General features: G+C 68.0%; 18 protein-coding genes. 7 read left to right on the forward strand and 11 right to left on the reverse strand.

From position 1 onward, the window contains the following. Positions 1–55: 55 nt before the first annotated feature. Both ACFVJ5_RS16735 and ACFVJ5_RS16740 read left to right on the forward strand, forming a co-directional pair. Positions 56–700, forward strand: coding sequence for a dihydrofolate reductase family protein (locus ACFVJ5_RS16735; RefSeq protein ID WP_379221001.1), 645 nt, complete (start codon positions 56–58; stop codon positions 698–700). Between the two features lie 37 nt (positions 701–737). Next, positions 738–1,433, forward strand: coding sequence for a class I SAM-dependent methyltransferase (locus tag ACFVJ5_RS16740; RefSeq protein ID WP_379221003.1), 696 nt, complete (start codon positions 738–740; stop codon positions 1,431–1,433). Between the two features lie 89 nt (positions 1,434–1,522). Here ACFVJ5_RS16740 and ACFVJ5_RS16745 read toward each other — a convergent pair whose 3' ends face one another. The 5 genes from ACFVJ5_RS16745 to ACFVJ5_RS16765 form a co-directional block, all read right to left on the reverse strand. Beyond that, positions 1,523–3,013, reverse strand: coding sequence for a DUF4246 domain-containing protein (locus ACFVJ5_RS16745; RefSeq protein ID WP_379221005.1), 1,491 nt, complete (start codon positions 3,011–3,013; stop codon positions 1,523–1,525). Between the two features lie 77 nt (positions 3,014–3,090). Further along, a complete protein-coding gene (locus ACFVJ5_RS16750; RefSeq protein ID WP_379221007.1) occupies positions 3,091–5,610 on the reverse strand; it encodes a polynucleotide kinase-phosphatase in 2,520 nt (839 codons plus the stop codon). Further along, complete coding sequence (locus ACFVJ5_RS16755) at positions 5,611–7,008, reverse strand: 3' terminal RNA ribose 2'-O-methyltransferase Hen1 (protein WP_379221009.1); 1,398 nt, start codon at positions 7,006–7,008, stop codon at positions 5,611–5,613. A 48-nt stretch (positions 7,009–7,056) separates the two neighbouring features. Next, complete coding sequence (locus ACFVJ5_RS16760; RefSeq protein ID WP_379221011.1) at positions 7,057–8,400, reverse strand: permease prefix domain 1-containing protein; 1,344 nt, start codon at positions 8,398–8,400, stop codon at positions 7,057–7,059. Then, entirely contained in the window at positions 8,391–8,747 is a 357-nt protein-coding gene (locus ACFVJ5_RS16765; protein WP_378651747.1) for a PadR family transcriptional regulator, read from the reverse strand. Before ACFVJ5_RS16765 ends, ACFVJ5_RS16760 begins: the two co-directional genes overlap by 10 nt. Positions 8,748–8,922: 175 nt before the next feature. Here ACFVJ5_RS16765 and ACFVJ5_RS16770 point away from each other — a divergent pair, with 175 nt between their 5' ends. Further along, complete coding sequence (locus ACFVJ5_RS16770; protein WP_379221013.1) at positions 8,923–9,630, forward strand: LppP/LprE family lipoprotein; 708 nt, start codon at positions 8,923–8,925, stop codon at positions 9,628–9,630. A gap of 30 nt (positions 9,631–9,660) precedes the next feature. Here ACFVJ5_RS16770 and ACFVJ5_RS16775 read toward each other — a convergent pair whose 3' ends face one another. After that, entirely contained in the window at positions 9,661–10,833 is a 1,173-nt protein-coding gene (locus ACFVJ5_RS16775; protein WP_379221015.1) for a metallophosphoesterase, read from the reverse strand. A 258-nt stretch (positions 10,834–11,091) separates the two neighbouring features. Between ACFVJ5_RS16775 and ACFVJ5_RS16780 the strand changes: the two genes are divergently transcribed. Beyond that, positions 11,092–12,180, forward strand: a complete 1,089-nt coding sequence (locus tag ACFVJ5_RS16780; RefSeq protein WP_379221016.1) for an alpha/beta hydrolase — start codon at positions 11,092–11,094, stop codon at positions 12,178–12,180. Between the two features lie 63 nt (positions 12,181–12,243). On the opposite strand, the gene ACFVJ5_RS16785 is transcribed toward ACFVJ5_RS16780, so the two are convergent. From ACFVJ5_RS16785 to ACFVJ5_RS16795, 3 genes are read right to left on the reverse strand one after another with little or no spacing between them, the layout of a single operon-like run. After that, positions 12,244–16,233, reverse strand: coding sequence for an arabinosyltransferase domain-containing protein (locus tag ACFVJ5_RS16785; RefSeq protein ID WP_379221018.1), 3,990 nt, complete (start codon positions 16,231–16,233; stop codon positions 12,244–12,246). 11 nt (positions 16,234–16,244) lie between these two features. Next, a complete protein-coding gene (locus tag ACFVJ5_RS16790; RefSeq protein WP_379221020.1) occupies positions 16,245–17,153 on the reverse strand; it encodes a serine hydrolase in 909 nt (302 codons plus the stop codon). Next, positions 17,150–18,025 (reverse strand): LysR family transcriptional regulator, encoded by an 876-nt coding sequence (locus ACFVJ5_RS16795; RefSeq protein ID WP_379221021.1) that lies wholly within the window; start codon positions 18,023–18,025, stop codon positions 17,150–17,152. The genes ACFVJ5_RS16790 and ACFVJ5_RS16795 overlap by 4 nt, the downstream gene beginning before the upstream one ends. A gap of 168 nt (positions 18,026–18,193) precedes the next feature. Between ACFVJ5_RS16795 and bla the strand changes: the two genes are divergently transcribed. Continuing rightward, a complete protein-coding gene (gene bla, locus ACFVJ5_RS16800) occupies positions 18,194–19,111 on the forward strand; it encodes a class A beta-lactamase (protein WP_379221023.1) in 918 nt (305 codons plus the stop codon). On the opposite strand, the gene ACFVJ5_RS16805 is transcribed toward bla, so the two are convergent. Further along, entirely contained in the window at positions 19,104–19,712 is a 609-nt protein-coding gene (locus tag ACFVJ5_RS16805) for a TetR/AcrR family transcriptional regulator (RefSeq protein WP_379221025.1), read from the reverse strand. The two genes, bla and ACFVJ5_RS16805, sit on opposite strands and share 8 nt — an antisense overlap. 35 nt (positions 19,713–19,747) lie before the next feature. On the opposite strand from ACFVJ5_RS16805, the gene ACFVJ5_RS16810 reads away from it, so the two are divergent. After that, positions 19,748–20,155 (forward strand): RidA family protein, encoded by a 408-nt coding sequence (locus tag ACFVJ5_RS16810; RefSeq protein ID WP_056812467.1) that lies wholly within the window; start codon positions 19,748–19,750, stop codon positions 20,153–20,155. Between the two features lie 3 nt (positions 20,156–20,158). Here ACFVJ5_RS16810 and ACFVJ5_RS16815 read toward each other — a convergent pair whose 3' ends face one another. Next, entirely contained in the window at positions 20,159–21,073 is a 915-nt protein-coding gene (locus ACFVJ5_RS16815) for an AraC family transcriptional regulator (protein ID WP_379221027.1), read from the reverse strand. A 118-nt stretch (positions 21,074–21,191) separates the two neighbouring features. On the opposite strand from ACFVJ5_RS16815, the gene ACFVJ5_RS16820 reads away from it, so the two are divergent. Next, on the forward strand, positions 21,192–22,190 hold the full coding sequence (locus ACFVJ5_RS16820; RefSeq protein WP_379221029.1) for a saccharopine dehydrogenase NADP-binding domain-containing protein: 999 nt from the start codon (positions 21,192–21,194) through the stop codon (positions 22,188–22,190). Positions 22,191–22,192 lie beyond the last annotated feature (2 nt).

Consider the following 22,192-nt stretch of genomic DNA (forward strand, 5'->3'; position numbering starts at 1 on the left):
CAGTCTAGGATACGTTCATCACTGCTTGCACATTGCAATCAGAAAGGGCACCTCGATGGCTCAGATGGTCCGCGTTCAGAACTTCAGCATTTCCAGCGACGGGTACGGAGCGGGGGAGGGGCAGAGTCTGGCACGCCCCTTCGGTCACGCCGACCCCTCTGACTTCATGTTCTGGGCCGGCGCCACCGCGCACTGGCCCAACCGCACCGATCCCGGCGGCACCTACGGCCTCGACGACTACATCACCCGCGACTACGCCTTCAACATCGGCGCGGAAATCATGGGCCGCAACAAGTTCGGTCCACAGCGCGGACCGTGGGAGAACTACGACTGGCAGGGTTGGTGGGGCGACAACCCGCCGTTCCGCACTCCGGTCTTCGTTCTCACCCACCACGAGCGCCCGTCGTTCACCCTGGCCGACACCACTTTCCACTTCATCGACGCCACCCCGAAGGACGCGCTCGCCCAGGCTCTGGACGCCGCCGACGGCAAGGATGTACGCATCGGCGGCGGCGTCGCCACAGTCCGCGAATTCCTCGCCGCCGACCTCATCGACGCGATGCACATCGTTGTCGCACCGGTGGAAATCGGTGCGGGCGAACGACTGTGGGAAAGCCCCGACGAATACGACGACCGCTTCCACCACGAGCAGGTCCTCAGCCCCAGCGGAGTCGTCCACCACTTCTTCTGGCGTCGCTGAAGTATCGCGTGACCTGCGCGGCAGGGATAATTGTGTGGTGCCAACAGATCCCGTCCTGCTCGACGATCTGACGCTGGAACAGTCCTCGGTAGTCGCGAACAACGCGATGAACCGCGGCCGAGGACTGTCCGGGGTGAACAGCTATGCCCGCGAACTCGGATTCGACCCCTACGAGGTACTCGCCGAGCGCTTGCGCGCCGATCCCACTGCCAGGGTCACCTGGATCGACGTCTGCTGCGGCTCCGGCCGCGCCCTGCTCGAAGCAGAGGAACGATTCGACCGAGAATTCCCGACCGCCGACGTGGCCATCATCGGCCTCGACCTCGTCGACTTCTTCCTGAACAAACCCCGCACCCCACGCCTGCGCCTGCTCACCACCTCGGCGACAGCGTGGCGTCCACCACGCGAGGCCGACCTCGTCACCTGCGTCCACGGCCTGCACTACATCGGCGACAAACTAGCGCTGATCGAGTCGATGACATCCTGGATGACGCCCTCCGGCCACTTCGCCGCCGACTTCGACCCCTCCGAAATCCGCTGTCCGGACGGTTCCCCGGCGACGACCGCCGTAGTCGACGCGGTGCGCGCGGCAGGACTGACCTACCACCGCCGCCGTCACCAGGTGCGTGGACACGGCCGCCCGACCTTCGCCGCCACCTTCCTCGGCGCCGACCCGACCGCGGGTCCCGGGTATACCGGTCAGCCGGCGGTGGTGTCGTACTACGAGTGGTGAACCGGGATCGTCAGTTCTGGCACACCGGAATGGCGGTCAGGTGGCGGACGTCGGTGGGCCCCGCTACCGGGAAGTACAGCGCATCGAGATCAATGCTCGCAGAGGGAGAATTCGCGCTCGTAGAGCTCGTTGTTGTGTTCGTCGACGAAGAACTTGCGCTCTCGCATCAGTTCCGCGCGGAAGGCGTCGGCCTGTGCCGCTGTCATCGTCGACGTCGGGGACCAGGGTTGTTGGGGTGGGATGTCGGAGGTCGAGACGATGGTCATCGAAGGGTCGACCAGGAAGAAGGCCAGGATCTTGCGGTGACCGGTTCGGGTCGGGTCCTGGAGCCGGAACGGTGCGACGCGATGCTGGAGGATGTTCGGGAACGCCACGCAGCGACCAGCTTTGGCCTGGACCGATCCCAGGTCTTGGTTGAGTGCGTCCTCGTCGGCGAGACCGAAGACCTCGCGCATCCCGGTTTCGTCGTTCTGGTCGTATTCCGGGTCGTCGATCGCCGCACGGAAACCGAGCCGGCTGTCGGTGATGTTCTCGTTGTCCCAGTAGTAGATTCCGGTGGCGACGATGCGTTCGTTGAGCATTGCTTCGACATGCCACGAACCGCCCGGATATTCCGGCTTCTCGGGTGTGAGGTAAATGGTGGCGAGTTTCACGATGACCTGCAACCTGCGCCCGGTGAGGTCGACGCGATCGCTGTCGTCGACAGGTGTGGGCGGCTGAAAAGCGGGAGCGTCGGGGATGGTCGGTCGGCGGTTTTCCCACCATTCGTCCCAGGCGGCGTCGAAGGCTTCCTGCGCTTCGTCGCTCTCATCGGTCGGCTCGGTGGGTTCGGAGTCTTCGTACCAGGCGAAGGGGTTGACCTCTATCCGCACCGGTCGTGGACGGCGCAGGTCGGTCAGCACATTGGCCAGCAGCGGGAGCATGCGGGCGAACAGTTCCGGCAAGACGGATTCGAGTGCGTGATGGCGAGCCGGGTCGACGTTGTTGACATAAGAACGGAAGGCGACGTCGCCGGCGTCGGTGACGTCGACATCGGTGGGCAGCCATTGAAACTTCTGCGAGTACGCGTACCTGGCATCGTTGTTCGCTGGGCTGGGCCATGGTGCGTCATCGGGCCGGCTGACGCCGCGGACCAGGCAGTACAGCGAGGGATGGACGAGATTGCGTACCTGACCGTTCGACCCGGGATGCCAATCGTGTTCTGCCGCTGGAACATCCTCGTACGCCCGAGCCGCCGCGCGCAGGCGAGCCCGTAGCGCGTCGTCGATCAGGGTGTCCGATTGCCACACGCCATCGACAGTGGACACCTCGATTCCGGTCTCCTCGTCGCGCAATCCGGCGTAGTACGCGAGTTCATCGAGCACATAGCGGATTTGCGCTTCCGTCATTCCGGACTCGGCGGCTTCCCGGGTCCATCGGGCGACGATGTCGGAGTCCAGCATCTTCTGATGCCACTGTGATTTCTCCCGAACAGCGGCGCTCAATCGCATCATCTCCAGCTCGCGCACCGTTCTGACCGGTGCGACAGCCACCAGATGAGCGGCACGAAAGGGCAACGGAAACGGGGCGAGCTGGGTCAATTCTCTATTCTCTCAACAGTTCTGGCGAGCCACACGGTGCGAATACCGGAGACGACACTATTGGACGCCGAAAAGGTTCAGAGGCGAGGGTCGGTCGGTACGGATTCCATGGCCAGGATGGCGAAGACCAATTCGTGGACGCGCCACAGCGGTTCGCCCGCGGCGACGGCGTCCAGGGCGGCCAGGCCGAGCGTGTGTTCGCGGAGGGCGAGGGTGCGTTTGCGGCTGAGGGTGCGGTCGCGCAGACGGGTGAGGTGTTCCGGGGTGGTGTAGTCGGGGCCGTAGATGATGCGGAGGTATTCGCGGCCTCGGCATTTGATGCCGGGCTGGACGAGTTTGCCTTTGCCGCGGTGGGTGAGGCCGGCATAGGGCTTGATGACCATGCCTTCACCACCTGCCGCGGTCATCTCGAGCCACCAGGTGGTGGCTTCGGCTTCGGCGGCAGGGTCGGACAGGTCGACGATTCGGCGGCCGGTAGGGCGGAAGGTCACGGGGTCGGCCGCGACCAAGCGGTCGCTGATGTCGAGGTGCCAGCCGTGGTCGCGGTCGGCGTAGCAGGCGCCTTCGGAGGCGAGGAGGGCGAACGGGGCGATCTGGACGCCGTCGAGTCCTGTTGTCGGCCAGCAGTATCGGCGGTAGGCGTGGGTGAAACCGGCCGCGTTCTCGGCGCGGGCGGCGGTGCGGGCACGCAGTTCGCCGAGGTCGAGTCCACGGGCCAGTCCGGCGTCGAGTGCCGCGACCGCGGCGGGCAGCGCCGACCGTGCGGCGGCGCCCGCGGCCGCGTACTGGGTGCGGATCAGCCCGGCGGCCTTGGCGGACCAGGGCAGCAGTTCGCAGTCCAGGAGCAGCCACTCCGAGTCGAGTTCGTCGAAAAGCGGTGCGGCCGCGGCACGGACGCGGTCCAGGAGGGCCTCGGTGAGGGTCGGATCGTTGAAGAACGACCGGCCGGTGCGGGTGTAGATCGCACCGGAGCATCTGTCGCCGACTCCGAAACGAGCCGCTGCCCGGTCACGGCACACGAGCACCACGGCCCGCGACCCCATGTGCTTCTCCTCGCACACCACCTTGTCCACGCCCGCCGCGCGATAGTCGGCGAACGCCTCGGTGGGATATTCGAGATACCCCTCGACCGTCGATGTCGAGGGCGGGGACATGGTCGGCGGCAACCACAGCAACAGCCGAGGATCGATCGCGAACCGGCTCATCACCTCCAGCGCGGCCGCCGAGTTCTCGGCATCGACGATCACCGTGCCGTGCTCGGTGCGGATGTGCCTGCGCCCGGTGACATCGGCGAGGTCGAGCGTCTCGTTGTCGCGCGCGGATTCGGCATCGGCGAGCGGCCGGATCGGCTCGTAATACATCCGCTCGGCCTGCACCGCGACGAATGTCTTCTCGGGGTAGCGCAGCGCCGTCAGCTCGCCGCCGAACACCGCGCCCGTGTCGAGGCACACGGTGTTGTTGATCCATTCCACCTTCGGCGTCGGTACGTGCCCGTAGACGACCATTGCCGCACCGCGATAGTCCCGCGCCCACGGATAGCGCACCGGCAAGCCGTATTCGTCTGTCTCGCCGGTGGATTCGCCGTAGAGACAGAAGTCGCGAACGCGCCCGGACGCGCGTCCGTGGTATGCCTCTTTGAGTCCGGCGTGCGCGACCACCAGCCGCCCACCGTCCAGCCGCAGGTGACTCACGAGGTCGTGGATCCACTGCGTCGCGGACTCGATGAACTCCGGTGTCTCGCTGTCCAATTGCTCGAGCGTCTCGGCGAGGCCGTGGGACACCGTGACGTTCTTGCCCCGCAACTTCTTGAGCAGCTTCTGCTCGTGATTGCCCGGCACGCACAGCGCGTTTCCGCTCGCGGTCATGCCCATCACCAACCGCAGCACGCCCGGTGAATCGGGCCCGCGGTCGACGAGGTCGCCGACGAAGACCGCCTGACGTCCCTCCGGGTGGGTGGCATCGACAGCACGTCCGGCCTCGTCGCGAACCAGCGTCCACCCGAGTTCGCCCAGCAGCGTTTCCAATTCGGCCCGGCAGCCGTGCACATCGCCGATGATGTCGAACGGCCCCGTGAGCTCACGCCGGTCGTTCCACGCCTTCTCGTAGGTGATCGTCACCTCGGCCGGATCACTGACGACGTGCACCTTGCGAAAACCCTCGCGACCGAGCTCGCGTAGGGAACGCCGCAGGTCCTGACTCTGCCGCTTCAGCACGTTGCGCCCGAAGTCGCGATCGGTGCGGCCCTGAGTACGTTCCCACGCCACAGCTTCGGGCGTATCGATGACGATCGCGACCGGCAGCACATCGAAAGACCGTGCCAGCGCGACCAATTCGGCCCGCGCGTGCTTCTGCACATTGGTGGCGTCGATGACGACGCGTCGACCGGCGCGCAGCCGGATCCCGGCGATGTGGCCGAGCGCGTCGAAGGCGTCCTTCGTCGCGGACTGATCGTTCTCGTCGTCGGCCACCATGCCGCGGAAGAAGTCCGACGACAGCACCTCGGTGGGCTTGAAGTGCTCACGGGCGAAGGTGGATTTGCCGGAACCGGAGATGCCGACCAGGGCGATGAGCGACAGCTCGGGGAGGTCGATGTTCATTTACGCGGCCTTCCGGAACAGCGCGAGCTGGGTGGGGGAGCCGGTCTGCGGGTCGTGGTCGCCGACCGGGCGGATATCGACGGTGTAGCCGAAGGTCTCGGCGACGCGGGCGCACCAGGCGGCGAATTCCGCACGGGTCCACTCGAATCGGTGATCGTCGTGGCGGTGACCGTCGAGGGTCTCGTAGTGCACGTTGTATTCCACGTTCGGCGTCGTCACAATCACCGCGCCGGGCGCGGCATGCCCGAAGACGGCGCGTTCGAGCGCGGGCAACCGGGACTCGTCGACGTGTTCGATCACCTCCATGAGCACCGCCGCGTCGAAACCGCGCAGCCGGTTGTCGTGGTAGGTCAGCGCCGACTGGATCAGCGTGATCCTGGCCCGCTGCCGATCCGACATCCGATCGAACTTCAAGCGCCGCTCCGCCATGGACAGCGCGGCGCTGGAGACATCGGCACCGACGATCTCGGTGAACCGGGCCTCGGCTTGCAGCGCGAGCAGCAAAGCGCCCGGACCACAACCGAGATCGAGGACGCGTGATGCTCCGGTCTCGGCGAGCGCGGCGAGGACCGCCTCCTTGCGGAGCTTCACCAAGGGTGTGCGGCGCTCGGCGGCTTCGACGCGTTCGATCGCATCCCCGGGGATTTCGGTATCGTCGACCACCTCGTCCGCCGAGCGCAGGCGTTCCAGCGCGGACAACATGAGTGTTCGCCGTCCGGCCAGATAGCGTCGTGCGATCAGTTCGCGATCGGGGTGGGCGCCGAGCCAGCCCTCGCCCGCGCGCAACAGCTTGTCGACCTCGTCGGCGTCCACCCAGTAGTGCTTGGCGTCGTCGAGCACCGGCAACAGCACGTAGAGGTGGTTCAGGGCCTCTGCCAGCCGCAGCGTCCCGGTCAAGCGCAGGTGGGTGTAGGGCGAGGGTCCCCAGTCCGGGAACTCCGGATCGAGGAGCGCCGACGTGGTCGACACCGTCCAGCCCAGCGGCGCGAACAGCCTCTCGACGATCTCGGTCCCACCACGGCACGGCACGGCCGGAACTTCGATCTCCAACGGAATCGCCGTCTCCGCCAGCTCTTTACGGTCCCGGCTCGTGCCGTTCAGTGCCGACCGGAACACCTTGCCCAGCGCCACCGACAGCAGGCTCGACGCCACATACGGACGGTCGTTCACATAGCGTTTGAGCGCGGACCCGTTGTGCCCCTTGGACGGTCGCGCCAACTCCACCGGGTCGACCTCCAGCAGCAGGGCGACGGTGCAGCGGTCGGCATCGGCCTGTGGATAGAAGACGTGTGCCGTGCCGCCGGTGGTCGTGAACGACTGCACGCGGTCGGGATGTTTGACCACGAGGTATCCGAGGTCTGTCGCCGGCGTGTGAGTCGTGGAGATCGTCAAGAGCACTTGATGATCCTGTCACGGACCGCCAGCGATTTTCCCCGTGTGCGCAGATCATCGGAAGTCGAACGACGGCGGGATGACGACGATCACGGCGGCCGCCCACACGCCGAATACGGGCAGGTAGTCGGTCTGCCAGCGCTCGAGCGCGGCGAAGGTCTTCCTGCCGCGCACGAAGCCGAGCCCGAGGTGGCCCGACCACACGAGGTTCACCAGCAGCACCACGTTCAGTCCGAGCGCGACCACCTTGTTCGGGGTGGAGCCGAACTCGGCGATCCGGGTGAGCATGGCGGCCAGCATCAGCACGTCGACGACCAGCGCGGTGACCACCAGCACCAGCTGCAGGCGGTCGAAGAAGCCGGGTGGGGTCAGTGGATCGCGGGCGGAGATCGTGTAGAGGAGCAGGCCGAGGACCAGGACGAGGATCAGGTCCATCAGGATGAGCAGATCGCGGTCGATCGCGGTCAGGCTGCGGGTGGTCGCGAGGGCGACGAGCAGCGCGAACAGCATGACGATGGTGAGCGGGGTGAAGACCCGGGTGAGCACCGGGGCGATGTTCTCCACGACATTCTGTTTGGCTTCGACCAGCCACGCGGCGACGATCACCGCGCCCGCGGCGCCGAAGGGCAGCACCCAGTCCTCGATCACCGGCTCGATGTCGAAATCGAGGGTCCCGAACGCGCCGACCGTCAGGCCGATCAGCACGCCGCCGCCGAGCGCCAGCAAGGTCAGGTAGACGAACCACTCCCCGGTGAACCGGATGAAGTCCATCCGCCGCCGCCCGCTGCGCCAGTCACCGCCCGCGTAGGCGAAGCCGACCACCAGCCACAGCAGGATCGGCGCGTGGATCGCGGCGATGATCTCGGTCGCCCCTTCGGGCTCGAACGGATACAGGTTCAGCACGAGTGCGGTGAGCACGACGGGCACGAGCAGCACGGCGGCCACTCGCGCGGAAACCTGGCGCTTCCACGCGAAATATCCTGCGAGGAACGGCAAGACGAGCAGGCTGATGTCGAGACCCAACGCGGGGCCCTCCAGCCAGGTGAAGCCCGCCTTCATCGTGAACGCCGCACCTACGGCGAGTGCGAGAACAACCATCAGCTCTCGATTGCCCGCACCGCCCTCGGACTCCTCCGGCACCAGAACGAGCTGCTTCCACAGTCTTTCGGAATGCTCGAGCGCGAACTCCCGGGAGATCGCGTCCATGCTGCCCATCCGTTTCACGGCGACGAGGAAGGCCTCGTCGCCGGACAAGCCCGCGGTTCGCAGGTTCGAGATCTGTTCGCGCAGATGGTCTTCCATCTCGTCGATGTCGGCGACCGAAATCGCACGATGACGCTGGACGTACCCGCGCCACTGGTCGATGTGGGCCTGCAACTCGGTCGCCATCACGCCCATCCCTTCTCCACCGGCTGGGTGGCGCTGCGCCAGACCTGGTCCAGCGCCTCGGCGACCACGCTCCACTGGGCTTGTCGTTCGGCGAGTGCCGCCCGGCCCGAATCGGTGATCAGGTAGTGCTTGCGTCGACGTCCGCCCTCGGAGACGCGCCACGTCGACGACACGTGTCCGAGCCGTTCCAACCGGTGTAGCAGCGGGTACAGCATCCCGTCGGTCCACTGCATCCGCCCGCGGGAGAGCTGGTTGACCTGCTCGAGGATGGCGTAGCCGTACGACTCGCCTTCGGCCAGAATTCCGAGCACCAGCGGCGTCGCCGAGGCCGCCACCAGGTCTTTGTCTATACGCATCGCACTCCTATACCTAGAAGATCTAGGTAATAACCTAGCAGATCTAGGTATATGGGTGTGGATGTCGCACCCTAGGGTGAGGATTTCGTTGAATCGCCTAACGACCGTGTCGAGGGCCCCGATGAAGTCTGCATGTACGCGCCACAGCGCGTAGGGGACACAGAATCGAGGAACCATGAAGAACGTAGTTCGGATGGGCGCGCTGATCGCCGTCGCCGCGGCACTGGTCACAGGCTGCACCGACGAGAGTGGTTCAGGGACAACCACATCGACCTCCCGCGCGACGGCCGCCTCGTCGACCACCCGCGCACCCGCGCCGGGTACCCAGACCCCGGGGAACCCCGCGCCCGAGGAGACCGCCGCGCCCCAGCCCGGCGCCACCATCGCGCCGGAGCCCGAAACACCGCCGGTCACACAAGCTCCCACGCTGATCCCGGCCCCCGACACCACCTCTCCCGCCCCCGCTGACGACATCAGTGGACCGGGCCGCTGCATAGACCCGGCCTCGACCGGTGTGCAGAACGCCCTCGCGAGCCTTCAGGGAAGCTGGGTCGCCGGACAGGCTTCGACTGATCAGCCGGGGAGCTGTGGTCAGCTGTTGTATGTGCGCGCCATCGGCGGTAACTCCGCGGGTGCGCCGATCCACATCTTGTTCTTCCGCAACGGAAAGTACCTGGGCACGGGCACTTCCGAGCCGTACGCCTTCACCACCGTTGTCGGGTCGAGCAACAACGCGGTCACCGTCGACTACCGCTGGCTGGCCGGTGACGAACCCTTTGCCGCACCGCAGGGCGGCCCCGCGACGATCACCTATTCGTGGAACGGTTCGAAGGTGGTGATGGGCGGCACGCTGCCGACCGAAGTCACCCAGCCGCACCGCTGATCCGCTCTCGGATTCCCCGAGGGGCGGGTGTCAGCGCTCGGGATGCAGCACCAGCACCGTGATCTCGCTGGGGGCGAAAACCCGTAGCTGCGGACCCCAGAAGCCGGTGCCGCGGCTGGTGTAGAGCTGAGTGTTGTTCGCGTGCCTGCTCAGGCCCGCGACCACCGGCTGGTCGAGCCGGACGAGGTAGTGGAACGGCCAGATCTGCCCGCCGTGGGTGTGACCGGAGATCTGCAGTGCGACGCCCGCCGCGGCGCTGTCGGCGATCTGTTTGGGCTGGTGGGCCAGCAGAACGACCGGCAGCGAGGGGTCGGCGCCCGCGAGCGCGGCGGGCAGATCAGGGCCGTGACCTGGCAGGCCGACGCCGGTCGGGTCATCGATGCCGGCGATGACGAGCCGATCGCCGTCGCGGGTGAGGACGCTGTGCTGGTTGTGCAGCGGCTGCCAGCCGAGCGAGGCCATATAGTCGATCCAGCCCTGCGCGTCACCGAAGTACTCGTGATTGCCGGTGATGTAGAACCGGCCCAGCGGTGCCTCGACCTTGCCGAGCGGGTCGACCTGCGCCTGGCGTTTCACGACCGAACCGTCGGCGAGATCACCGGCGTGGCACGCGATATCGGGCCGCTGCGCGTTGACCACCTCGACCACGCGCTCCGACCAGCGCCGCCGATTCAGCGCGGCGTAATGGGTGTCGGTGACGACCACTACGCGCAACCCGTCCAGTCCCCGCGCCAGCCCACGAATCGCGACGTCGACCGTGCGCACCCGCGGCACCCGACGCGCCTCGGACACGCCCCACCCGATCAGCACCGCCGAGGTCACCAGCACCCCTGCCGCCACGATCCGGGCACCGTCGACCCCGTCGACCCCGCCGACGGCCAGCGCGCCCCGCACGAGCAGCCCGATCACCGACCAGGAGAACACCACCCACAACACCCCGAGCAGGGTGTCGCCGACGATCACCGCCGGGTCGGACTGCGCGGGCCCGTGCCCGAGGAACATCGTGAGCGGCAGGCACACGAGGGCGGCCGCGGCGATCGCCGTCCCGATCCAGAACAGCGTCCCGCTGCCACCGGTCGGCGCCGAGACCAACGTCCACCACGGGACCCCGAACAGCAGGGCGAGGACCAGCGACAACATCATCAGGCGTACGGCGAGCTTCACGGCGGTCCCGTTCTGGGCAGGGCGGCCGGGCACGGCCACGAATCGACCTCCCAGGGTAGCGCTCCGCCAGCTCCGCCCCTCGCCGAGAATCCGCAGTTCGGAGCGGGCGCACGAAGCAGGCTGCCCCACTGCACAATTCGATATACCCCTGGGATCGGGTGCGCGCTATGCTGCCCGACAGGGCCCCGCGCGCAGGTGTAGTACCGCGGCGGGTCGAGTGGGGACGCGGCGAGGCCGCACAACGGGAAGGTCAGAACACCGATCATGCGTGGGGTAAATAGAGTTCTTCGGCGAGTGATGGCGGGCGCCGTCGTGGCGGTGGTGCCGTTGGGCGCCGCTGTCGCGCCTGCCGCCGCCGATGCCGACCCGTCCGCGATCGACTTCCGGGTGGACACGTCGATGGGGGAGATCAACACCAGGATCATCCGCGCGGCCGACGGCAACACCGATCGGGTGGTCTACCTGCTCGACGGCGAACGCGCCGAGGACGACCTGAACGGCTGGGAGAAGCACACCACCATCCCGGCGCAGATGGCGAAGTTCAACATCAACGTGGTGATGCCGGTCGGCGGGCAGTCCAGCTTCTACGCCGACTGGGAGCAGCCGAGCAACTTCTTCGGCGTCAACCCCGACGGGTCGATGCTGCCCAGCGCCGACTCCGGTTCGGCGATCGGCGGCTGGGAGGACACCCAGGGCAAGGTCAACACCTACCAGTGGGAAACCTTCATCACCAAGACCCTGCCGGAGGCGATGAAGTCCCGGCTGGGCTTCAGCGCGACCCGCAACGGTGTGGTCGGCCTGTCCAGCGGCGGTAGCGCGGCGATGCTGATGGCGGCCTACCACCCCGAGCAGTTCACCTACGCCGGGTCGCTGTCGGGCTACCTGCACATGTCGATGCCCGGCATGCGCGAGGCGCTCGGCGGGGCGATGATCGCCAGCGGTGGATACAACATCGAGGCGATGGCGCCCGCGGGCAGTGAGAAGTGGAAGCGGATGGACCCGTACGGGTTCGCCGAGAAGCTGATCGCCAACAACACCCGCCTCTATGTCTCCGCCGGTAGCGCCAAGCCCGCCGATCAGGACCTGTCCTCGGTCGACGCGATCACCCAGGGCATGCCACTGGAAGCGATCGCCCTCGCCAACACCCGCTCGTTCGAAAAGCGTTTGACCGCACTGGGTTACGAGAACGTCAGCTACGACTTCCCCGACATCGGCATCCACAACTGGGGCACCTGGGAACAGGTCGCCATCCGCCTGATGCCCGACATGGCGCGCAACATCGGCAAGCCGCTGCCTGCGGGCGCGACCCCGCCCGCCGGTGGCGCACCGCCCGTCGACGGGCCGCCGGCGGGTGGTCCGCCCGCCGGTGGCGAACCGCCGAAGTAGCCTCTGCCGCAACCGAAACCGCCGCTACCCCTGTTCGGGGTGGCGGCGGTTCGTGTTTGTCGGTCAGCTGGTTTTGATCGGGGGTTCGTTCGTCAGGCCCCAGCGGGTCTCGGTGTGGACGGTGATGTCGGCCGGCGGTGCGGCGACGGTGCGGGTGAGGCGTTGGAGCTCGCCCCAGTCGCGGGTCCAGTCGTCGGCCAGGTAGGCGGGGACGGTGCGTGACTGCATGAGCATGCCGGTCCAGCCGAGGGGGCCGCCGCCGGCGTCGCCCTGCCAGGTCTCGGAGACCTGGGCGTTGAGCTTGTCGGGCTGGATTCGCCAGATCGGCATCTCCGCGACACCGTTGTGGTGGTCGAACGGGCGCTGGCACGGGAAGGCGAGTCCCACATGCCAATCCGCGAGAACCGGGTCGGCGCTGCCGACCACGGTGTTCAGGCTCGACAGTTTCGGCAGGCGCGGTGGGGTGATCGCGAGCCACTGCAGGGGGTCGGGCTCCGCCGCGTCGGCGACCAGCCGAACGGCAGTGGTGCCCAGGGGAATTCGATCGAGTGCGATCGGCAGGTTTCGCCAGCCCGGAGCGCCACCGACCGTGGGCGGGATGGCCTCGCCCAGGGCGGTGGTGGTTCCGTCCTCGGCACGCCGCGCGAACTCCACGCGCAAGCGTTGCCCTGGCATGCGTGAGCCGTCGGGCGCCGTGGACTCGATCCGACCGGCCACTGTCAGGATCACCACCCGATACGCCGGATTCTGCTGTGTGGCGGCCAGATCCAGCCGATACCACTGCGTGGTCAACTGTGTCCGCTGTGGCTCGCCGGTCGAGTAACTGCCGAGCACCGGCGTTCGTTCCGGGGCGAGCCCGAACGGCAATGCCGCCGTGCTGCCGTTCACACCGGTCACGGCGGGACCGGACGCACTTGGTGCTCCCGGTGGTCCGGCATTCGGACCGCTCGGCGGTGAGCCGGTAGGGCCGCCGGGGCCTGAGCCGCCTGGTCCGCTTCCGCCGGGACCTGGGCTGGGGCCCGAACCCGAAGGCGGGGCGGAGGATTGGCCGGGTCCGGGATCGGGGGCGAGGCTTCCGACACCGTTCGGGGTGAAGCCGGAGTTCTCGGCGGCCAGCCCGTCGGCGACGGTGCCGCTGTACGGGGCGAGCAGTGAGTCCGCGGTATTCGTCTCGACGAGAACGTCATCGGCCATCGCGCATCGGTCACCCGTCAGCGCGCGCAGATTCGACAGCCCGACCGAATACGCCGGGTACTGCGAAACAGCCGCTACGGCAAGCGATCCCACCTCGAACAGGACCATGGCCGCTGCGGCAACGGTCAGTGGTGCGACAACCGGGACCTTGCGATCGGGCCGACTGCGGCGACCGACATAGCCGCCGGACTTCAGCTGTCCGCCGCCGGCGCGTTCGAGTACGTGACTCGTGTCGGAACCGGCTGGACCTGCGGCATCGCCATTGGTGCCGTCATCACCGTGGCCACCGTCGTCAGCGCTCGGGTCTCGGACGTCATCGGCATCGTCGCCTACCGCCGCGGCCTCGATGCCTGCACGGTAGTACTGGAACAGCGCCGTGAGCAGGGTTGCGGCCGTTGCGGCGAGGAAGAGCGGCGACACCTCGATGCCGCCGAGCGTGGGAGCGCGGTCGGGCCACGGGACTCCGTAGCCGGAGACGTACCACCAGCCGTTGGAGCCGGTGAAGCTCACGGCGAGCAGGAACAGCACCGCGGCGGCGAACAGCGTTCGGAGATAGTTCCGGCGGACCCGGATCAGCGCCACCGCCGTGATCGCGGCGAGTGCGGCCGCCAGGCCCCCGTAGACGCCGAAGTGGTGGGTCCACTTGGTGGGGGTGAACATCATCAGCAGCAGGGCCATGAAGACGACGGCGAGGATTCGGGTCACCGGACCACGGGCGGTCGCCGGGATGCGACCGCGACGCAAGGTCGCGACGATGCCGACCGCCAGACACAGGAGCATGGCGAGGACGCCGAAGCGACGGGCCAGGGAGCCGTCGGGGTTGACCGACAGCAGGGAATCCCAGCGGGTGCGTTCCTCGAACCAGGACATGTCGGGGCCGACCAGCTGGCGCACGCGGGTGGCTTCGAGGACGGTCGCGAAGGTTTGGTCGGCGAACACGACGACCAGGACGAGAGTGCCCGCGGCGACGATCGGGGCGACGAGTGCGGCGTATCGGAGGACTACGGCTCCGCGAGGGGTCACTTCGGCGCGCGAATCCGCTGTGGCGCGGGCGATGATCGTGCGCAGTACCGGTCGCGAACCGGCCAACAGCGCTGCCACGCAGATCAATCCGGTGGGACCGGCCGCCAGGGAGAACGCGGCGATCAGCACCGCGACGGCGGCGGGCAGCAGGCGGCGGGTGGCGATCGCCCGTTCCATCGAGCACCAGGTGAGCAGCGCGCCGACCGCGATCAGGGGTTCGGGCCGTAGGCCGTTGTTGAAGGGCAGCCAGATGGACAGGAACACCAGGGCCGCTGTCCAGCGCGCCACCCGGCTCGCGCTCACGCCGGAACCCAGGCGCGGCAACACCTCCCGGCTGAGCACCAGCCAGCACACGAACCCGGCGAGCAACGCGGGCAACCGCATCCACAACCCGATCTCGCTGACCCGGGTCATCTGGGCGAGCACCTCGTACGGCCATCCGAACGGGGCCTCGGCGACCTGGAACCACCGGTAGTAATTGGCGGTGTAGCCCGCTTCCTTCGACGCGCGCGCCATCGTGAGGATGTAGCCGTCGTCAGAACTGTTGGCGCCGATCACATGCCACACGACCAATGTGCCCGCGACCACCGCGTCGAGACCGGTGAACCGCCACCAGCGCGCGGGTAGGGTGCGGCGCGTACGGCGGCCGTCACGAGTGTCGCCGCGGTGCAGGCAGATCAACGCGAGCAGCGCACACAACACCGCCCCGATGATCGCGGCCAGCTTCCAGCCGGTCGGACTCGACGAGAACCGCGCATCGATCTCGGCATGCAGCCGTGCGTCACCCATCCGTCCACGATCCAATTCGGTGAAGACCCCGACCACTTGCGGCCGCACATCAGTGTCGACGGTCGTCTTCATCGGCGACCCGTCGGCCCGGGCCATGCCGGTTAGCTCGGCGGTCGTGCTCGTCGCCGTGGACACCACCGTCAGCGCACCGCATCGAGCATCCGGTGCACTCTCGGGAACGGCTGCTCCCGGCGCGCCGGGCCCGCCATTCGCACCGGTCGGTGGCTTCGCAGCCGATGGTGGTGCGCTGCTCGGCCCGTTCGGCGGAACCGCGCCCGAAGGGGGAGCGCTGCCGGGATCGCGCGATCCCGGCGGCTGGCCGCTACCCGGTGCCCCCGTAGCGGGCAGTGGCTGGCCGGCACCCGGTGTCCCCGTAGCGGGCGTGCCCGGTGGTGACTCGTCACCCCTGGGCGCGGGGTTTCCAGCAGGAAGACGGACGCTCGGAGGCATGCCTCCATCAGCGGCAGCACCGTTGGGTGAGGTGCTGCCTCGGGGGGGTGCGCCGGTGGGTGGGGTGCTGCCGGGGGACGGCGCGCCGTTGGGGGGAGTGCTGTCGGGAGATTGTGCGCCAGCGGGGGCAGGTGGCCGGTTCGCGTCGGTAGGCGGAGGTTGTGTGCCATCGCGATCGTCGGCGACCGAGCCCTCTTTCGCGGGAGCATTCCCCGCGATATCCGCGATCGGCGCGCTCAACAGCAGCTTGTCGCGCAGCACCACCGACAACGTGCGCCCGGCTCCCGGCCGGTCCTCGATTCGCGCGACCAAGCCTTTCGACCCTGCTCGCGGCGCCTGGGCGGGAACCGTGGACAGGACGGTCCCGCCGGTCATGTCACGCAAGGCCGTGCACGGAATGCTCACATCGAGCGACAGCGGCACATAGTCCACGAGTGGCGCGCTGAGTTGCATCGACTGCGGCTGCGGCCAATCCAGGCTCGCCTGCTGCTGCTGAACCGGCAGCAACGGAGTCGCCACCGCCAGCACCACACTCAGCGCCCCCGCCGCGATCCCGATTTTCTGCACTCGGCCGAAGCCGGAAGAATCTCCACCCACAAACGACGATGCTAGCCCCGTGGGCGGCGCAGTTCGGTGACGGCGATCCTCGCCGCCTCGCCGATCGCGGCGTCGACCACTGGCAGCATCGGATCCGCGCGGGCGGCACGGGTGAAAACCGCAACCGCTACCGGTGTTTCGCCGCGGAACTCGATGACGGCGACCTCGTTGCGGATCACCCCGATGGTGCCGGTCTTTCCTGCGACGAGCACCCCGCGATGGGGGAATCCGGCGGCGATGCGGTGTGGCCAGATCTGCTTGCTCATCACCGTGCGCGCGAATTCGGTGCTCGCGGTGGACAATATGTCGCCCACCCACAGCTTCCACAGGAACCGGGTCATCTCCTCGGGCGTGGTCGCGCTGGCGTAGGAGGGGTCGTAGGCGGAGACGGTCCACGCCTCGTCGTTGTCCGCCAGTACCGCGAAAGCCTCTGCGGTGCTGTGGGTATCGGTGTCGCGGACCAGGCTGCGGTGCTGGTCGGCCGTGCCGCCGACGATGCGGGTATCCGTGAGGTCGAGTTCTAGCAGGAGCTCGCCCACCGCGGCAAGGCCGACCTCGCCGAGCAGGACATCGGCGGCGGCATTGTCGGACACGGTCATCATCGATGTCGCCAGATCGCGACGGCTCAGGGTGACCGGATCATGCAGTGCCGCAAGGCCTGTAGGGCCAGGAGTGCAGTCGACGGGATCGATGGTGAGCCGACCCGCGGGGTCGATCAGGCCGTGGTCGACCTGTCGCAAGAACGCTGCCAACAGCAGCAGTTTGTAGACCGACGCGACCACCACGCGGTCGTGCCCACCGACGGAAACCTCGCCGGTGGACCCATCGCAGCGCCGGGCGTGCAACCAGCCGACGCAGCCCGCGTCGGCGAACACGGCACGGATCCGGGCACTCGCCGATTCCGCGTCGAACACGCTCATCGCAGCCGCTCCCGGTACAGCACCCGATCCAACGCATCGGCATGCGTACCCGCGTCCGCTCGGCGAATCACCCTGACCCGCAGGGCGATCGACTGCGGCGCCAGCGTGAGCCATGCCACCCCCGGTGTCGGCGTCGGCGAGGTGGCGGAGACGCCGAAGCTCGTGCCCGCGGCCACGGCGGCCAGCACCGCTCGATCGTCGGGAGCCGCGAGCGGCGGTGCGTCCAGTCCACGTTCCCGCAGCAGATCGATGATGCTGTCGAAGGCAGGCGGATTCGCGGCGCGCGGTGGATGGGCGAAGTTCAGTCCGGCGAGCATCGGGAAGGTCGGTCGTTCGGCGGTGGTGGTGCGGTGTTCGGCGGGGACCACCAACCAGCGCGGTATCTTCACCACCGGTCCGGCCTCCACCCCGTCGACCAGCGCCGGATGTTCGATCACCGCCACATCGCACACACCCGCGCGCACCTCGGCGACGAGATCGGCGGTCGTGGCCAGTGTCGTCGCCACGCTGCCACCGGCGGCGCGCAAGCCCGTGACACACGCGGTGACCAGGCGATCGGGCAGCGCGGTCGTCGCGGCGAATCGCACGGTCCCGCTGAGCTGCGCGATCCGCTGTGACTCGGCGAGCAATCGGTCGGCGTCGTCGACGAGCAGCCGGGCACGCGGCAGCAGGTGCTTGCCCGCGGTGGTGAGCAGCGCGCCCTGGCTGGTGCGGTGGATGAGTTCGACGTCGAGATGTTGTTCGAGGCGGCGCAACCCCTGCGACAGGGGAGGTTGGGTCATGTCGAGTGCCGCTGCTGCCCGCCCGAAGTGGCCCTCGTCCGCGACAGAGACGAAGAACCGGAGGTGGCGGATCAGATCCATATCGGCCATTGAACCAGCGCTCTTGCCACGACTCGGTCGATCCGCGGTGACGAGCTGGTGGGTATCCGGCTTCCACGTCGCCTTACCGCTGTCCACCTGCGGTGATATCGGGTGCGACTCGTCCAGCCCGCTGTCCGATATTGGCTTCGAGCCGGTCCGCGATGATTGCGTGCACCGGTGACTTCCTCCACACTGACGCCCCGCCTCCGCACCCGGATCGCCGCCGTCGCGCTGGCGATCTCGGCCGTGACGTTCACCGCCTGCTCGAGCAACGACGCCGAACCGGCAACGAGTACGCCGGCCACCGTGCCCGCCACCGCGACGTTCGCCGATATGGAGGCGAAATACGGTGCCCGGCTCGGTCTCTCGGTGGTCGACACCGGAAGCGGAGCGACCGTCGGCTACCGGGAAGGTGAGCGCTTCCCGATGGCCTCGACTTTCAAGGGTCTGGCCTGCGGCGCTCTCCTGCAGACGCATCCGCTGTCCACCGGCTATTTCGACCAGGTCGTCCGCTACACCGCGGCCGACATCGTCGTGAACTCGCCGGAGACGGAAAAACACATCGACACCGGCATGACCGTCACCGCGCTCTGCGACGCCGCGATCACCCGGTCCGACAACACCGCGGGCAACATGCTGCTCCGATTGCTCGGCGGCCCAGAAGGTTTCACCGCCTTCCTGCGTACCCTCGGCGACACCGTGTCCCGCCTCGATCGCTGGGAGCCCGAGCTCAACACCGCGATCCCCGGCGACGAACGCGACACCACGACCGCCGCCGCGCTGGTCGCGAACTACCGCGCCCTCGTCGTCGGCACCGCCCTCCCGGAACCCGAACGCGACCAACTCGCCACGTGGCTGAAGGCGAGCAAGACCGGCGCCAAACGCATCAAGGCAGGTCTGCCCACGGACTGGATCGTCGGCGACAAAACCGGCAGCCCCGCCTACGGCTCCGCCCTCGACGTAGCCATCGCCTGGCCCCCCAACCGGGCCCCGCTCGTCCTCGCCGTCCTCACCACCAAGCCGGATCAGAACGCGGAACCCTCCAACGACCTCGTCGCGGAGGCGGCGAAAGCTGCTGTAGCCCAGCTCAACTGATCCGCCAACCCGACGCCACCGACCGCGCGCACCGCCGCGGATCGTCACCGGCTCCCACGAACAATGCTGTGAGCAGGGGAATTCCGTGGCCGAGAGCGGCCGGTGGCAGCGGCCCGGTCGCGACCAGGCCCGCCAGCCCGTGTCCGATGGTCCAGCTCTGCGTGGCCAGATCGAGCGGATCGATATCGGCCTCGAACCGTCCGATCGATCGGGCCGAGTCGGCCGCCCGTACCAGGCGGTCGAGGGTGGCGTCGGCGGCTCCGGCGTCCTCGAGCGCGAAACCTGCGTCGAACATCACCCGGTAGAGATCGGGATTGGCCAGGGCATTGGCGAGGTAGGCGCTGCCGAGCGCGGCCAGATCGTGCACCGGATCCTCGGTGACCGGCACCTGCGCCAGCCGCGCCGCCAGCCGGGTGAACCCCTCCTGCCTGACCGCGCGCCACAGGCCGTCCATCCCGTCGAAGTAGGTGTAGACGGCCATCGTCGACACCGCGGTACCCGCGACGAGGCCGCGCAGTGTGACCGGCTGTCGTTCGCGCAGCAGCTGCGCCGCCCGGTCGATCAGCATCGACCGCACCGCGGGATTCTTCGTCCTTGCCATGGCCTCAGATTACATATCAATGTTATGTTATTACCATGACGGTGGAACTGGTGAATCCGGACGGGCTGCCCAAGCCCGAGGTGTATCGGCAACTCTCGATCGCGACCGGGTCGCGGCTGGTCTTTCTGGCGGGGCAGGTCGCTCGGGACGGTGCGGGGAATCCGGTCGGCGCCGGGGACTTCGCGGCGCAGGTGGAGCAGGCGTACCTCAATATCGGTACCGCGCTGGCGGCGATCGGTGGCTCGTTCGACGATGTCGCGAAGCTGACGATCTATGTCGTCGACTGGAGTGCGGAGAAGTATCCGCTGCTCGGCGAAGGTGTCGCCAGGGCGGCGGCGAAGCTCGGTGTGGATCCGGTCAAGCCGATCACGTTGATCGGGGTGGCCGCGCTCGGTGAGCCGGATCTGCTCGTCGAGGTGGAGGCTACGGCCGTGCTCGACTGAGGATTACCGCATGCCCGCCATCAGGACCTCGGTCGGCGTCGAGCGGTAACGGCCCGGTGCCGTGCCGAATTCGCGTTTGAAGGCCTTGCTGAAGGCGTACTCGGAGCTGTATCCGGTGTGTCTCGCGACGGTCGAGAGTGGGTGGTCGGTGTCGCGGAGCAGGCGGGCGGCGGTGAGCATGCGCCAGCGGGTGAGGTAGGTCAGTGGGGGTTCGCCGACCAGCGTCGTGAAACGTTTGGCGAAGGCGGCCCGGCTGAGACCTGCTCGGGCGCCCAGTGATTCGACTGTCCAGCCGTGGGCGGGGTCGTCGTGGACGGCGCGCAGGGACCGGGAGATATCCGGGTCGGCGACGGCGGCGGCCCACCCGGTCGTCTCGGCGGAGTCCGCGAGCCGGGCGCGCAGGAGATAGAGGAGCAGCAGGTCCAGCAGCGGGGGTATCGCCGCGTCGGCGCCGGGGTGGGTGTCGGTGAGTTCGTCGGCCAGCAGGTCGACCGCGGCGCGCAGCGACGGGTGCGTGCCGAGCCGGGCCGGAATGTGCACCACCTCGGGCAGTTCCGTCAGCAGCGGATGGGTTCGGTCGGCGGCGAGCTGGTAGGAACCGCACAGCAGGGTTGCGGGAGCGCCCGGTCCCGCCACGATCCGGACATCCTCGGGGCCCGCGGTTTCGGTCACCGGGCTCTCGAGCTGGTCGCGCAGATCGTGGGCGACCCCGCGCGGCATGAAGACCGCGTCACCGGCGCCCAATGCCAGCGGCTCCGCATCGGGTCGCGTCAGCCAGCACGAACCCTGCAGAACCACATGGAATCCCGCGCTCTCGATGCGCGGATATGCCCGACCCCACGGCGCGTGCCGCACGAACATCCCGGAGGCCGGGCTGCCGGTCTTCGCGGTGGCCAGGACATCGCTCAGCAGATCCATGTTCGAAACGATACTCGCAGAGACGATTGGATATCTAGGCAAGATTCTGGATGATTTCTTGTCTCATCGATGGCTCATACGCTGTGTTCATCAGCCCGATGAGAACAAGGAGCACGACATGAAGATCGCCGTCTACGGAGCCAGTGGCCACGTCGGAACATTCGCGGTGCGGGAACTGCGCGAGCGCGGTATCGAGACCGTGGTCGTAGGCCGCAACGCCGCGCGACTCGCCGGACTCGACGCCGAGGTCCGCGTTGCCGAGGCCGACGATCACGCCGCGCTCGTCGCCGCGTTCGCCGACGTCGACGCCGTGATCAGTACGCTGCCCGACTACACCGGTCGCGGCGAGGGAGTGCTGCGCGCCGCCATCGCCGCCGGCGTCCACTACGTCGACGTCGCGGGCGAACAGCTCTTCGTCGAGAAGGTCTTCGCCGAATTCGGCCCGCTCGCGGCAGAAGCCGGGGTGACGCTCTCGACCGCGACCACCGAAGCGGGGATCTTCGGCGACCTGCTCGCCCACCTCGGCGCCGAGCGACTCGGCGGCGCCGACGAGATCGTCCTGAGCCATGTCGCCACGCCCGGCGGCGAGGGCTCGCGCGGAAGTATGCGCACCGTCTTCCAGAATCTAGATGTCTTCACCAGTGGCGGCCTGTCGTGGTCCGACGGCGAATTCCACACCGGTCCCCAGCCCCGCCGGACCACCTTCCTACTTCCTGACGAGACGGAACCCATTGCAGTGATGAAGTTTCCGCAACCCTCCGTGGTGACGATTCCGCGCCACACCACGGCGCGTTCGGTGGAGGGCGTACTCGCGAAGACGATCTTCGACATCGTCGGCACCGTCACCGAAGCCGATCTGGACGCGGCGCCCGAAACACCGTCGGCCCCGGCCGCGTACTCGATGGTCGTCGACATCCACCGCGACGGCCGGACTCTGCGTGGTATCGGCAGCGGCCCCGACGCCTATCGCAACAGCGCCCAGCTCGCGGTGGAGGTCGCGACGCGAATCGCCGCGGGTGTGGGCAAGCCGGGCGCGCAGTCGCCCGCGGAGCTGTTCGAGCCGCTCGAATTCCTCGACGCCCTCGCGCCGTTCGGCATGACATGGTCGCTGCGTTGACG

This window comes from Nocardia sp. NPDC127606, assembly GCF_042671725.1.
Lineage (GTDB): Bacteria > Actinomycetota > Actinomycetes > Mycobacteriales > Mycobacteriaceae > Nocardia.

Bases quoted from the DNA above. Each gene is read 5' to 3' on its own strand.
- ACFVJ5_RS16735 (WP_379221001.1), top strand. From the start codon at position 56: ATGGCTCAGATGGTCCGCGTTCAGAACTTCAGCATTTCCAGCGACGGG.
- ACFVJ5_RS16750 (WP_379221007.1), bottom strand. From the start codon at position 5,610: ATGAACATCGACCTCCCCGAGCTGTCGCTCATCGCCCTGGTCGGCATC.
- ACFVJ5_RS16760 (WP_379221011.1), bottom strand. From the start codon at position 8,400: ATGGGCGTGATGGCGACCGAGTTGCAGGCCCACATCGACCAGTGGCGC.
- ACFVJ5_RS16765 (WP_378651747.1), bottom strand. From the start codon at position 8,747: ATGCGTATAGACAAAGACCTGGTGGCGGCCTCGGCGACGCCGCTGGTG.
- ACFVJ5_RS16770 (WP_379221013.1), top strand. From the start codon at position 8,923: ATGAAGAACGTAGTTCGGATGGGCGCGCTGATCGCCGTCGCCGCGGCA.
- ACFVJ5_RS16780 (WP_379221016.1), top strand. From the start codon at position 11,092: ATGGCGGGCGCCGTCGTGGCGGTGGTGCCGTTGGGCGCCGCTGTCGCG.
- ACFVJ5_RS16790 (WP_379221020.1), bottom strand. From the start codon at position 17,153: ATGAGCGTGTTCGACGCGGAATCGGCGAGTGCCCGGATCCGTGCCGTG.
- ACFVJ5_RS16795 (WP_379221021.1), bottom strand. From the start codon at position 18,025: ATGGCCGATATGGATCTGATCCGCCACCTCCGGTTCTTCGTCTCTGTC.
- ACFVJ5_RS16805 (WP_379221025.1), bottom strand. From the start codon at position 19,712: ATGGCAAGGACGAAGAATCCCGCGGTGCGGTCGATGCTGATCGACCGG.
- ACFVJ5_RS16810 (WP_056812467.1), top strand. From the start codon at position 19,748: ATGACGGTGGAACTGGTGAATCCGGACGGGCTGCCCAAGCCCGAGGTG.
- ACFVJ5_RS16815 (WP_379221027.1), bottom strand. From the start codon at position 21,073: ATGGATCTGCTGAGCGATGTCCTGGCCACCGCGAAGACCGGCAGCCCG.
- ACFVJ5_RS16820 (WP_379221029.1), top strand. From the start codon at position 21,192: ATGAAGATCGCCGTCTACGGAGCCAGTGGCCACGTCGGAACATTCGCG.